Origin of the sequence: Providencia sp. wls1943 (assembly GCF_009706275.1) — a bacterium.
GTDB classification, from domain to species: Bacteria; Pseudomonadota; Gammaproteobacteria; order Enterobacterales; family Enterobacteriaceae; genus Providencia; species Providencia zhijiangensis.
The window spans coordinates 290,073-303,215 of the sequence record NZ_WLTU01000025.1 but is presented as its reverse complement, the minus strand read 5'-3'; the positions used below and the strand labels follow the sequence as shown (position 1 = coordinate 303,215).

The following is a 13,143-nucleotide window of genomic DNA, read 5'->3' as shown; positions in this document are numbered from 1 at the left end:
CATTCATTACCATTTGATATCAGGTGACTTGTTTATCTGTGTTTTACTGAGCTACTGGCTATTATCGCGGCAAAATAAAATGTTCAGCATCGGTTTTACCGCATAACACCATGGAAAGAGATTGCAAATCCGGCCATGAAGAGTGAGAAAAATCCTGCTTAGTGTGAATTTCAGCTTGGGTGAGCAGCATTAACGCAGATTGTAATTGATGTAAGCTCAAACGTTGCAGTGCCTCGCCTAACAATCCTCGACGGTTTTGCCAAACTTTATGTTGGTCAAATAGCGTTTTTAATGAGGTGGTAGCGGATTGACGTTTTAACGTGATCAGCAACATTAATTCCCGTTGGATAGCTCGCAGTAAAATGACAGGTTCAACATCTTCTTGCTTGAGCTGTTCAAGGATATGCCATGAACGGCGCGGCTTACCCGCTAGGATCGCATCAACCCAATGGTAGGGCGTAAAGTGGGCGGAATCATTCACCGCACTTTCGACACGAGGGTAAGTGAGCTTTCCATCCGGATAGAGCAGGGAAAGTCTCTCCAGCGCTTGCGCTAATCCCAATAAATTACCTTCATAGCAATAGCAAAGTAATTGGTTTGCTTCAGTTTCTAATGAGAGCCGCATTTGGCTAGCACGTTTAGAGACCCACTGCGGCAAACGTTGGTATTCAGGGGTTAGGCAACTGACATAGATACCATCTTGGCTGATGGCTTTGAACCAAGCACTATTTTCTTGCGCTTTGGTGAGTTTATGTCCGCGTAGAACTAATAGCAGATCGGAATGAAGTAAACCTGCAAGCTGCGTTAGCTTGTCTGCCATCGCGGCATTCGGGCCATTTTCAGGCAAGAACAGGGTGAGCATTTGGCGACTGGCAAATAGACTCAGCGCTTGGCAGAGACTAAAAATTTCATCCCAATCCGTATTTTGCTCTAAAGCGAAAGTAAAATGCTCTTCAAAACCTTGCTGGCGTGCAACTTGGCGAATAGCATCTTGGCTTTCTTGAATAAGAAGGGGCTCGGAGCCCCAAATGAGATAGCGGCCTCTTAGAGACTCTTGTAACGAAGAGGCCAGCTGTTCAGGATAAATGCGTATCATTATTCGGCAACAGGTTTCTCAGCCGCTTGCGCTTTCGCTTTTTCTAACTCAGCACTGTGAACCAGAAGCAGTTTGCGCACGATGTTACGTGCTGCTTGTTGTTGCATCTCTTGCTTCACAATCTCGTTCTCAGCATCTTTTGCGAGCGCTTCTAACGGGTTATCAAAGAAAGTCCGCACAACTTTTGTTTCCAGCGGATAAATCGCGCCATCCGGCATTAATACTTGCGCCTTCATGACCAATGTCAGTTGTTTCTCCGCCGCTTTACCATCTTGATAAATCGAAACGGTATCGGTGCTTTCTGTTGAACCTATGATTTTCAAAATAGGCACATCAGCGCGACCAGAATCGAGCAGAGTCACGTTATTGAGTCGCAGCTGTTCCCTAACCACACGAGTTTGGTAACTGTACGGGTCGCCAGAACTTAACTGTAATGTTTTCAATTCTTCGGGAAGTTGCGTGGTTCCTTGAAGACGAAAACCGCAACCTGCGGTGACGAGCACCGACAGGCTGAGAAATAGAGTTATCAGATAGCGCACTTGGGCTCCTTATCAGCCAACAACTAAGTTCAGTAATTTACCAGGTACATAAATGACTTTACGGATGCTAACGCCTTCGAGGTATTTCGCGACGCTGCCTTCTTGTGATGCCATTTCCAGAACGAATTCTTGGTTAGCATCAGCAGGAACGGTAATACGACCGCGTACTTTGCCGTTAACTTGAACAACAACCAGTTTGGTATCGTCGATCATGGCTTGTTCATCAGCCACAGGCCAGCTTGCAAAATCGATATCGTCATTGTGACCTAATGCTTTCCACATTTCGAAACAGGCGTGTGGAATGATTGGCGACAACATCAGCGTGATAGCATCCAGAGATTCTTGAACTAAAGCGCGGTCTTGCTCAGTTTCTTGCGGAGCACGAACTAACTTGTTCATAAATTCCATGACCGCTGCGATAGCGGTGTTGAATGCGTAACGACGACCCACATCATCAGTCACTTTCGCGATGGTTTTATGTAAGTCGCGACGTAAATCTTTTTGTTCTGCGGTTAATGCGCTGATGTCTAATGGCTGAGTTGCACCTTTTTGTGCGTGTTCATGAACTAAACGCCATACACGACGAACGAAACGGTTAGCCCCTTCAACGCTAGACTCTTGCCACTCCAGAGTTAATTCTGGTGGCGCAGCGAACATCATGAACAGACGGACGGTATCAGCACCGTATTTTTCGACCATTAATTGCGGGTCGATACCGTTATTCTTAGATTTAGACATCTTGCTCATACCAGTATAAACCAGTTCATGGCCTTCGCTGTCTACTGCTTTAGTAATGCGGTTTTTGTCATCACGTTCAACAATGGCATCCGCAGGAGAAACCCATACACGATGGCCATCGCTACCGGTGTAGTAGAAGGCATCAGCCAGAACCATACCTTGGCACAGTAAACGTTTTGCTGGCTCATCAGAGTTCACCAGACCTGCATCACGCATTAATTTGTGGAAGAAGCGGAAATACATTAAGTGCATGATGGCGTGTTCAATTCCGCCGATGTATTGATCCACTGGCAGCCAGTAGTTTGCTGCTTCTGGGTTCAACATACCATCATCGTATTGTGGGCAAGTGTAACGTGCGTAGTACCAAGATGATTCCATAAAGGTATCGAACGTATCGGTTTCACGCAGCGCTGGTTGACCATTAATGGTGGTTTTTGCCCACTCAGGATCCGCTTTAATCGGGCTAGTGATGCCGTTCATGGTGACATCTTCCGGTAAAATAACCGGTAATTGGTCTTCAGGAACTGGAACTACGGTACCATCTTCTAAGGTTGCCATTGGAATTGGCGCGCCCCAGTAACGTTGACGGGAAACACCCCAGTCACGTAAGCGATAATTGACTTTGCGTTGACCCGCACCAAGCGAAACCAGTTTATCTGCGATCGCGTTGAAGCCCGCTTCGTTGCTTAAACCAGTAAACTCACCTGAGTTGATCAGGGCATTTTTCTCAGTCATCGCTTCTTGAGATAAGTCAGGCGTGTTGCCTTCAGCATCTGCAATTACTGCTTTGATTGGCAGATTGTATTTATGAGCAAATTCCCAGTCACGTTGGTCGTGAGCTGGAACGGCCATCACTGCGCCTGTGCCGTATTCCATCAGAACAAAGTTCGCGACCCAAATTGGTAATTTTTCTTGGGTTAATGGATGAACGACATACAGACCTGTTGCCAGACCTTTTTTCTCCATGGTTGCCATATCCGCTTCCGCAGTTTTTGTATTACGGCACTCATCGATAAAGTCGGCTAATTCGCTATTCGCTTTGGCAGCTTCTTGCGCTAATGGGTGACCTGCTGCAACCGCGACATAGGTTGCTCCCATAAAGGTATCTGGGCGGGTCGTGTAGACGGTTAATTTGTCTGCACGGTCGGCAACATCAAACGTGATTTCTACACCTTCTGAGCGACCAATCCAGTTGCGCTGCATGGTTTTAACTTGTTCTGGCCAATCTTCCAGTTTGTCCAAGTCATTGAGCAGCTCTTCAGCGTAGTCGGTGATTTTAATAAACCACTGAGGGATCTCTTTACGCTCAACTTGGCTATCGCAGCGCCAGCAGCAGCCGTCGATAACTTGTTCGTTTGCGAGAACGGTTAAATCGTGTGGACACCAGTTTACTGCGGAGGTTTTTTTGTAGACCAAGCCTTTTTCATACAGCTTAGTGAAGAACCACTGTTCCCAACGGTAATATTCTGGCGTACAGGTGGTCACTTCGCGGTTCCAATCGTAACCGAAGCCCAGCATTTTCAGCTGACCTTTCATGTAATCGATATTGGCGTAAGTCCATGGTGCAGGCGCAGTGTTATTTTTAACAGCAGCCCCTTCAGCTGGCAGACCAAACGCATCCCAACCAATTGGTTGCAGAACGTTTTTACCCAGCATACGCTGGTAGCGGGAGATCACGTCACCAATGGTGTAGTTACGAACGTGGCCCATGTGTAGTCGACCAGAAGGGTAAGGTAGCATGGACAGGCAGTAGTATTTCTCTTTGCTGTTGTCTTCTGTCACTTTGAACGTTTGGTGTTCATCCCAGTGACGCTGTACTTTAGGCTCTATATCTTCTGGACGATATTGTTCTTGCATGGCACCGATAATCCTATGGTGAATAATCGCTACAGTTTAGTCTGTAGCAGGTGAATGTCTTTTCTATAAAATGGATCCGCATAGCATAGCGGATCACACATGAAAACAACAATGCCGAAAGCCATTGTGTCTGTAAAAAACGATGAATCGTCGATTAGATGAATTTACAGGGACTTGGTCTTGCTGTTTCAGCTGTTTGTTATATTTTGTGCTACAAAGTGGTTGGCGATACGTTGATATTGCCATACGTTGATGAAACTAAGAGCGCGCACAAAATAATAAGCGTATCGCCTATCATAATTCAATTTACTATCTAAAACTTGAACTATTTCAGGGTGAATTTGCCTTGTTCAAGGTTTTGTTTGAACTTAGAACACGTTAGAGAATTTTTTAAGAGATTTCAAGCGCGGAAAAGTGCCAATTAAGAAAACGAGGTGAATTTTGTGTGGGTAAGAAAAGCTGAGAGAGAAGTTGCAAAAAGCCCTGTCGGACTTTCTGCAACCTAAAACGAGATTAATGTAAGATTTTTGCCAGAAAATCTTTCGCGCGGTCTGATTTCGGATTAGCGAAGAAATCCTCTTTTTTACTGTCTTCGATAATTTTCCCTTCATCCATAAAAATCACGCGGTTAGCCACTTTTTTCGCAAAGCCCATTTCGTGCGTTACCACCATCATGGTCATGCCTTCATTCGCTAACTCCACCATAACATCCAGCACTTCGTTGATCATTTCTGGATCGAGGGCAGAAGTTGGCTCATCAAACAGCATGGCAATCGGATCCATACACAGCGCGCGAGCGATGGCGACACGTTGCTGTTGACCACCAGAGAGCTGCGCAGGGAATTTATTGGCATGGCTCGCCAATCCCACACGCTCCAGTAATTTTAAGCCTTTAGCTTCAGCGGCTTTTTTGTCGCGATTTAACACTTTAACTTGCGCTAATGTTAGGTTCTCAATAATGGAAAGGTGAGGGAACAGTTCAAAGTGTTGGAACACCATGCCGACTTTTGAGCGCAGCTTCGCAAGGTCAGTTTTTTTGCTATTAACTTGGATATCGTTAACGAAAATTTCACCCTGTTGAATTGGCTCCAACCCATTTACTGTTTTTATTAATGTGGATTTACCAGAACCAGACGGCCCGCATACAACCACAACTTCGCCTTTTTTGACTTCAGTTGTGCAATCTGTGAGCACCTGAAATTGGCCATACCATTTCGATACATTTTTCAGGGTAATCATGAAATAGTCCTTTTCTTAAGATAATTCACCAGCATTGAAGCGCCGAAACTGAAAATAAAGTAGATGAGTCCCGCAAAGAGTATCATTTCGACTTGCGTACCGTCACGCTCACCAATATTGGTCGCGGTTCTGAAGAAGTCGGTTAGCCCAAGAACATACACTAAAGAGGTATCTTGGAATAATACAATACCTTGGGTCAGCAATAATGGCACCATCGCTCTGAACGCTTGCGGTAATACGACTAAACGCATGGTTTGCATTTGGGTCATACCTAAAGCGAGGGAGGCGCTTGCCTGACCTTTCGAGATACTTTGAATACCTGCACGGATAATTTCAGAGTAGTAAGCCGCTTCAAAAAGACAGAAGGCTACCACTGCGGATATTAAACGAATATCATTTTTTGGTGATAAGCCTAGAACATTTTGTAATATGTTAGGCACAACTAAATAGAACCAAAACAGTACCATAACTAATGGAACTGACCGGAAGGTGTTGACGTAAAAGGCCGCCAGCCAACGCAGTGGCTTAATGCTGGATAAACGCATAACGGCGAGTACGGTTCCCCATAAAATCCCAACCACAATGGCAGCTGCCGTAATTTTGGCTGTGATAATAAAGCCATCCACTAAGAATGGGATGCTTGGCTCAATGGAACTCCAATCAAATTGATAAGCCATCTTAGCGTCCTCCTAGTGTGCCGGGTAAGCGCACTTTGCGCTCAAGCAAGCTCATTAGCAGCATAATAATCAAGTTGATACCGACATATGCGAGCGTGATTGCTGTGAAAGATTCCCAAGCATGGGCGGAGTAATCGAGTAATTTTCCTGCTTGAGCCGCCATATCCACTAACCCGATAGTGGATGCGATAGCGGAGTTTTTCACCAAGTTCAGCATTTCCGAAGTCATCGGCGGTAAAATGACGCGATAAGCATTCGGGAGCAGCACATAACGATAGGTTTGTGGCAGAGTTAGCCCCATCGCAAGCGCGGCATTACGTTGCCCTCTTGGTAGAGATTGAATCGCAGCACGAACTTGCTCGGTCATTCGCGCAGCCGTAAACAAGCCAAGGCATAGCATGGAAGAGAGGAAAAACTGGTAGTTAGGATCTAACTCCATTTTAAACCAATCGCCGATGGATTGAGGTAGCAGTTCAGGGATCACTAAATACCAAGTGAAGAACTGAACAATCAGCGGAACGTTACGGAATAATTCAACGTAAGCACTCCCTAAAAAGGCTAAAAAGCGATTAGGTACTGTGCGTAAAATACCGAAGAATGAGCCAACTAGAAAGGCGATGATCCAAGCGCAGATGGATAGCGTGACAGTGACTTCTAAACCAGATATTAGCCACCCTAAATAGGTGGTATTCCCAAATGGGGCATTCTCAAGGAATATCCCCCAGTTCCAATTAATTGACATAATATGACTTCCTGTGGGCAATTTGATTGTCCCGAATACCGCAATAAGAGAAAGCAAGGCGGGAACGACCGCCTTGCGACTCCTACTTCAGTAACACCCTGTTTGTCTTTTTTATTAGTTTAATGCTTTATCGTTTGGTGATTTGAACAGCGCTTTCATTTCATCAGATAACGTAAACTTCAGATTCAGGTTCTTCGGTGGGATTGGTTGATTAAACCAGCGGTCGAATGATTTTTCCGCTGCGCCAGATTTTTGTGCAGTTGAGATAGTTTCATCAACTAATGCTTTGAATTGTGGGTCATCTTTACGCAGCATACAGCCGTAAGCTTCTTCAGTTTGCGGTTTTGCTACGATTTCCCAGATATCCGGTTGTTTCGCTTTTGCGCGCTCACCAGCTAATAGGGCATCATCCATCATAAAGGCAACCGCACGACCAGATTCTAAAGTACGGAATGAGTCACCGTGGTCTTTAGCACTGATAATGCGCATCTTCATGTTTTTCTGATCATTTAACTGATTCAGGATCACTTCTGACGTTGTACCTGAGGTTACAACCACGTTTTTGCCAGCCAAATCAGCAAAATCTTTGATACCGGAGTCTTTTTTCGCGAGCAGGCGAGTTCCGACCACGAAAATAGTATTAGAGAAGGCTGCTTGTTTTTGTCTCTCTAGGTTATTTGTTGTGGAGCCACATTCGAAATCAAATGTGCCGTTTTGCAGTAATGGAATACGGTTTTGCGAGGTGATAGGGATCAATTTCACCTGTAAATCAGGCATATTGAGTTTCTTTTTCACTGCATCAACAATGAGGTTGGAATAGTCTTGTGAGTAGCCAACAACTTTCTGATTATTATCATAGTAAGAAAATGGCACTGACGATTCGCGGTGACCCACGACAATCACACCGTTATCTTTGATTTTTTTCAGAGTACCGTTTAATTCTTCTGCTTGAACTGCGCAGGTTGCACCCAAAAGCATCATTGTTAAAACAAGCTTGCTAATACGCATAATTACAGCTCCTTTAGAACATCGGTGTCAATCCGCCATATTTCGAGGTGTGTGTTTTAACGATACATTACTCGATTTATTTTGGTTTTGTGGTGTTGTGTTTGCAGATGTTTCGTGAGGTTTTTATCATGACACGATCATCGGCTGTATGTTTTATTATTGTTAAAAAGTAATTAAAAAATATGAGTTTTGAAAACGAATTGTTTTAAATTCGGGAGCTGTCTCGCATATTATTTAGGCAGTTGTGAACTGCGACACCAATAAAGAGACAAACTGCCGAAACTCGACTATCGTGCACCGAAAGTGTGCAAAATAGTTTCGTTTTCTATTTATTAAGTAAGTAGCAAGTTCTGTGCCGCTTTTCAGATAAAATGCAAAAAATAGTGAATTTTATAGATGAGAACTGTTTGTAAAGTTAGATGATGGTGCTTGTGTTGCTTATTTGCCTGTGTAAGATGTAACCTGTTATTAACTTAATTAGCTAATTATTGTGAATTCAGGAAGATAATCTGAGACAGACATGACGAGGTCGATGAAGCTAGGTAAAGGATTAGTGCTGTTTGCCTGTCTGATGGTGTTGGTTTGTATGAATCAAAGAGCCGTCGGGGAGCGTCTATTCGCCTCAATGTTGACATCTACTTCGACACAGGCGTCTGCGGTAGCGAATCAAATCCAGCTCTCCTCAGAGCATTATCTTTCTGATATAAATGAACAAAATAGCAAGCCCGTTAAACTTTCAACGTGTGAATTAAGTTCCAAATCACTCCTTACTCTTGTTCCTGCTGTGATAGAGCCTCTCTTTTTTATATTTCTTTCTTTAGCGGCATTCGCTATCTTTTGCACTAGGCTATTTATATATAGAGCAAACCGTGAAGAGAGCCATTCCCCACCTGGCGTTCGGCGTCATCTACAATTCTGTAATCTTCGGGATTAGAAAGCCGCGGCTTATTGTTCGTCGCTGTTATTTATTCTGGAGGGATCATGCGTTTTTTTATTAATGCGTTAATTGTTTTATTCACTGTATTTTCTAGCAGCTTACAGGCTGCGGATACAGGCTGGTTGCAACCTGCAAACACGGGTTTTATGACCGCAAACACACCGAGCCATGTACAGGTTCGCTTGCTGAGCTCTGCACAAAAAGAGGGCAAGGTCGATATTTTACTGGATGTAAAACTCGATGATGGCTGGAAGACCTATTGGCGCTCACCGGGAGAAGGGGGCGTTGCACCGGAAATAAGCTGGTCTTCACCCGTCAAAACTGTGGAGTGGCTATGGCCAACGCCGGGGCGCTTTGATGTCGCGGGCGTGTCTACACAAGGTTATATGGGAGACGTGGTTTTCCCTATTACAGTCACCAGCAGTGAGCATCTTGATAAATTATCAGGCACACTGACATTATCTACGTGCAGCAATGTTTGTATTTTAACTGACTATCCATTTGAATTAGATCTCACTGAACCAGTTCCTGCGGATTTTAGCTGGGCATTTAATCAAGCAAAAGGCAGCGTGCCTGCGGCTAGTGGTCTTGTTGAACAGGCGCAATTTGGCTTTGCTGGCAATAAATTAACGGTAGAGTTACAAAAAGCCGCCGATAATACGTGGATTGACCCACATCTGTTTACCGATGTTGTGGATGGCGCGAGCCTTGGGGTTCCATCCCTAAAATATTCTGGCAACAAATTAACCGCCACCATTGATGTTAGCGATGACTGGGGCGGCGAAGCGCCTAATCTTGTTGGTAAAACGGTTTCATTTGTCGTAGCGGACGGTGATTTATCTCAGCAAATTCATGGCAATGTCGTGCCTTATACCGGTTCTGCATCTGGGGATGACAGTGGACACGCGCTGGGTTTATGGCAGATAGTTCTATTTGCGCTACTTGGCGGTCTGATCCTGAACTTAATGCCGTGTGTCTTGCCTGTACTGGCGATGAAACTCGGCTCTGTCTTATTGGTTCCTCAAGGTGAACAAAATACCATTCGTCGGCAATTCTTGCTCTCTTCATTGGGGATCTTGGTCTCATTCTGGTTATTAGCCTTGTTGATGACATTCTTGCGATGGGGTCAGCAGGTTGTTGGTTGGGGAATTCAGTTTCAAAGCCCGTGGTTTATCGGCTTTATGGTGCTGATTACGGCGCTGTTTACCGCGAATTTATTTGGGTTGTTTGAAATTAACCTAGGCAGCAAAGCGAATACGCGCTTAGCCACTGCTGGTGGACAGGGTAATAGTGGGCATTTCTGGCAAGGGGTCTTCGCGACACTCTTAGCAACACCTTGTTCTGCACCCTTTTTGGGCACGGCTGTCGCCTTCGCACTGGCGGCACCAATGTCAGAGTTGTGGCTGATTTTCACGGCATTAGGTATCGGAATGAGCCTTCCGTGGCTATTGATTGCAGCGTTCCCTGTCATTGCGAAAGCGTTGCCGAAGCCGGGAACGTGGATGCTGAAATTGCGCGCGGTACTGGGCTTAATGATGTTGATTTCCTGCTTATGGTTAATCAGCTTATTAATTCCCCATTTTGGTGCAATGACCGCCACCGTTATCGCCGTACTGTTTTTATTAATCTTAGTGTTATTTATTCTTAAGAACCGAGGCGTACGTGCGGCAATTTTCCCATTCCTATTATTCTCGGTATTGGGTGCTGGGTTTGCTTGGATGGCGATAGACCAACAACAAGGTCACCAAACGCTAGCTTCCGATAAGGTTCAATGGCAAACACTGTCTGAAGACGCAATCACACAAGCGCTGGCAGATAATAAACGTGTGTTTATTGATGTGACCGCAGACTGGTGTGTGACGTGTAAGGCGAATAAATATAACGTCCTACTTAATGATGAAATTCAGCACTTACTGAGTGAACCGGATGTCGTCGCGCTACGGGGGGATTGGACAAAACCGTCACCGGAAATCTCAGCATTTTTACAACGTCGAGGACAAGTAGCCGTGCCGTTTAACCAGATTTATGGCCCTAATCTGACAGAGGGGAAAATACTGTCAACAATACTTGATCGTGAAACTTTATTATCAATTATGACTGAGGCCAAAGGAGCCGAAAAATGAAAAAGACGATATTAGCTGTTTTATTTTCCTCACTAGTATTAGGGGCCACAGCACATGCAGCGCCACTGACTGCTGACCAAGAAGCACAAGTCCGTAAGTTGGTACGCGATACATTAGTTGAGAATCCAGAGATCCTTGAAGAAGCGATTGTGGCTTTACAAGCGAAGCAAGGCGAGAAACAGCAAGCGCAAATGAAACAGGTATTAAAAGATCAGCATGATGCCCTGTTTAATGACCCGACTAGCCCACGTATTGGTTCGAAAGACGCAAAATTAGTCTTAGTAAACTTTACTGACTTTAACTGCCCATACTGCAAACGTTTTGACCCACTGTTAGAAGATATTGTGAAGAAAAACCCGGATGTTGCAGTTGTCATCAAGTACCTGCCATTTAAAGGGGAAACCTCGCTGGAATCTTCGCAATTAGCGATGACTTTATGGCAAGAAAATCCAAAAGCGTTCTTAGCATTACACCAAAAACTGATGGCGAAACAGGGCATGCTGTCGGATTCGAATATCAAAGAAGCGCTACAGGCAACCGGTAATGGTAAGTTAAAAGCGAGTGATAAGAGCCGTGCGGCTATCCGTAAAAACCTTGAGCTAGCTAATATGCTGGGTGTGAACGGCACACCGGCAACGTTAGTGGGTGATGAAATGATCCCAGGCGCTGTAGATGCACAAGAATTTGAACGCATCGTGAAAGAACAGCTCAGCAAAGCGAAATAATGGCGTGATGGGGAGACTCAAAAAGTGGTCGAAAGAGCTTCTCGTATTAGCGGTGATTTTGGTGATCGCTTTTACGGTGATGGACTTTTGGCGTAAACCGCAAAGCCTTTCCCCCGTATTATTAGAACCACTCACCCTTGCAACGGGTGAGGTGGTTTCTATCGCTGAACTCAGCCAAAAACAGCCAGTTTTAGTCTATTTCTGGGCAACATGGTGCGGTGTTTGCCGCTTCACATCGCCAACCGTTTCTGATTTAGCGAAATCAGGAGTTCCGGTGGTGACGATAGCACTGCGTTCGGGGGAATCTTCTCGACTGTTAGCCGGAATGGAAAAAAAGGAATTAGATTTTCCTGTAGTGAATGATACCAATGGTCAGTTGGCTGCACAGGTTGGCGTGACAGCAACACCGACCTTTATGATTATCGATAAAGGTAAAATGGTGAGTTTTACTTCTGGCTGGACGAGTTATCTGGGGCTGAAAAGCCGTTTATGGCTCGCTTCGTTTTAATGAAATGCCCTTGGTATCAGCATCAAGGGCATGAGGTTGTTGACAAAGCAGGATAAAAGCGTCGTTTTTCCTGCTTTGTGTTATCAGGCGAAAATCAATGAATTGATTTTCCTAGTTATTTTCAAAACCTATTCAACCTGCCACCAAACCTAGCCGGTTTGTCAGCAGTCTGATGCCCTTGGTAGGATTATCAAGGGCATTTTTTTTGATTAAATTCTCTCATCAAAATTCGAGATTACGAATAAACCGATAGTCAGCTGATTGTGATTTTAAGCGATAAAGATTGGCTGGACGTCCGCGTTCTTGGCGTTTTTCCCCTGTATCAATCAGTAAATCAGCTTGCTCTAAACGGCGGCGGAAGGATTTATTCTGTATGGCTTTGCCGATTAAAACTTCATGAACATGTTGCAGCTCGGCTAAGGTGAATACTTCCGGTAGCGCAAATCCCGGCACAATGGAATAAAGGGATTTCTGGCGTAAACGTTCGCGGGCTTGTAAATAAAGCTGGTGGTGATCGAAAGCCAGTGTCATGCCTTCAATTTCTTCGATGGAGACCCATTTAACGGAATGAACACTTTCAATGTGCGCTTCGCAGGCTTGGTGAGCAATAAGTGCAGTATAGCAGACTGTTACGGACCAGCCGCGAGGATCTCGCTCTGAATTTCCTACAGTACATAACTGCTCGATATAAGGAGGAACAACCCCCGTTTTCTCTTTTAGTTTGCGATATACCGTATCGTCTAACGTGGTATCACAATTTTCATCAACAAACCCACCCGGTAACCCCCATTGGCCTTTTTGCGGGTAATTAGCGCGTTCCACAAGCAGCACTTTTAAGGTGTTTTCATGATAAGTGAATAATACGGTATCCACCGTGAGCAAAGGAGTTAAATAATCTTTCCGATCATAATTCGATAAAAACTCTTTTTCTGTCATGTGATTAAGATCCTTTCC

At 44.8% G+C, this 13,143-nt stretch carries 12 protein-coding genes; 4 read left to right on the top strand and 8 right to left on the bottom strand.

Annotated features, from left to right (window positions below; all coding sequences use genetic code 11):
* Positions 1-61: 61 nt before the first annotated feature.
* The 7 genes from holA to GKR48_RS15455 all read right to left on the bottom strand — a co-directional run bounded on the left by holA (position 62) and on the right by GKR48_RS15455 (position 7,896).
* Positions 62-1,096, bottom strand: a complete 1,035-nt coding sequence (gene holA / locus GKR48_RS15485) for a DNA polymerase III subunit delta (protein WP_154628713.1) — start codon at positions 1,094-1,096, stop codon at positions 62-64.
* On the bottom strand, positions 1,096-1,635 hold the full coding sequence (gene lptE, locus GKR48_RS15480) for an LPS assembly lipoprotein LptE (protein ID WP_336431184.1): 540 nt from the start codon (positions 1,633-1,635) through the stop codon (positions 1,096-1,098). Before lptE ends, holA begins: the two co-directional genes overlap by 1 nt.
* A 12-nt stretch (positions 1,636-1,647) precedes the next feature.
* Positions 1,648-4,230, bottom strand: coding sequence for a leucine--tRNA ligase (gene leuS, locus GKR48_RS15475; RefSeq protein WP_154604616.1), 2,583 nt, complete (start codon positions 4,228-4,230; stop codon positions 1,648-1,650).
* A gap of 513 nt (positions 4,231-4,743) precedes the next feature.
* Complete coding sequence (locus GKR48_RS15470) at positions 4,744-5,469, bottom strand: amino acid ABC transporter ATP-binding protein (RefSeq protein ID WP_036947670.1); 726 nt, start codon at positions 5,467-5,469, stop codon at positions 4,744-4,746.
* Positions 5,466-6,146 (bottom strand): glutamate/aspartate ABC transporter permease GltK, encoded by a 681-nt coding sequence (gene gltK / locus GKR48_RS15465; RefSeq protein ID WP_154628712.1) that lies wholly within the window; start codon positions 6,144-6,146, stop codon positions 5,466-5,468. The genes GKR48_RS15470 and gltK overlap by 4 nt, the downstream gene beginning before the upstream one ends.
* Position 6,147: 1 nt before the next feature.
* Positions 6,148-6,888: an amino acid ABC transporter permease gene (locus GKR48_RS15460; protein ID WP_154628711.1), complete on the bottom strand. Its 741-nt coding sequence runs from the start codon at positions 6,886-6,888 to the stop codon at positions 6,148-6,150.
* A 114-nt stretch (positions 6,889-7,002) separates the two neighbouring features.
* Positions 7,003-7,896 (bottom strand): amino acid ABC transporter substrate-binding protein, encoded by an 894-nt coding sequence (locus tag GKR48_RS15455; protein ID WP_154628710.1) that lies wholly within the window; start codon positions 7,894-7,896, stop codon positions 7,003-7,005.
* Positions 7,897-8,416: 520 nt separating this feature from the next.
* Here GKR48_RS15455 and GKR48_RS18320 point away from each other — a divergent pair.
* The 4 genes from GKR48_RS18320 to GKR48_RS15440 are packed head-to-tail and all read left to right on the top strand — an operon-like array spanning position 8,417 to position 12,189.
* Positions 8,417-8,830, top strand: a complete 414-nt coding sequence (locus tag GKR48_RS18320) for a metal resistance protein (protein ID WP_442959387.1) — start codon at positions 8,417-8,419, stop codon at positions 8,828-8,830.
* A gap of 47 nt (positions 8,831-8,877) precedes the next feature.
* Complete coding sequence (locus GKR48_RS15450; protein WP_154628709.1) at positions 8,878-10,956, top strand: protein-disulfide reductase DsbD family protein; 2,079 nt, start codon at positions 8,878-8,880, stop codon at positions 10,954-10,956.
* Complete coding sequence (locus GKR48_RS15445; RefSeq protein WP_154604619.1) at positions 10,953-11,681, top strand: DsbA family protein; 729 nt, start codon at positions 10,953-10,955, stop codon at positions 11,679-11,681. The genes GKR48_RS15450 and GKR48_RS15445 overlap by 4 nt, the downstream gene beginning before the upstream one ends.
* A gap of 7 nt (positions 11,682-11,688) precedes the next feature.
* Complete coding sequence (locus GKR48_RS15440) at positions 11,689-12,189, top strand: redoxin domain-containing protein (protein WP_154628708.1); 501 nt, start codon at positions 11,689-11,691, stop codon at positions 12,187-12,189.
* Positions 12,190-12,411: 222 nt separating this feature from the next.
* On the opposite strand, the gene GKR48_RS15435 is transcribed toward GKR48_RS15440, so the two are convergent.
* On the bottom strand, positions 12,412-13,125 hold the full coding sequence (locus tag GKR48_RS15435) for an NUDIX hydrolase (RefSeq protein WP_154628707.1): 714 nt from the start codon (positions 13,123-13,125) through the stop codon (positions 12,412-12,414).
* Between the last annotated feature and the right edge of the window lie 18 nt (positions 13,126-13,143).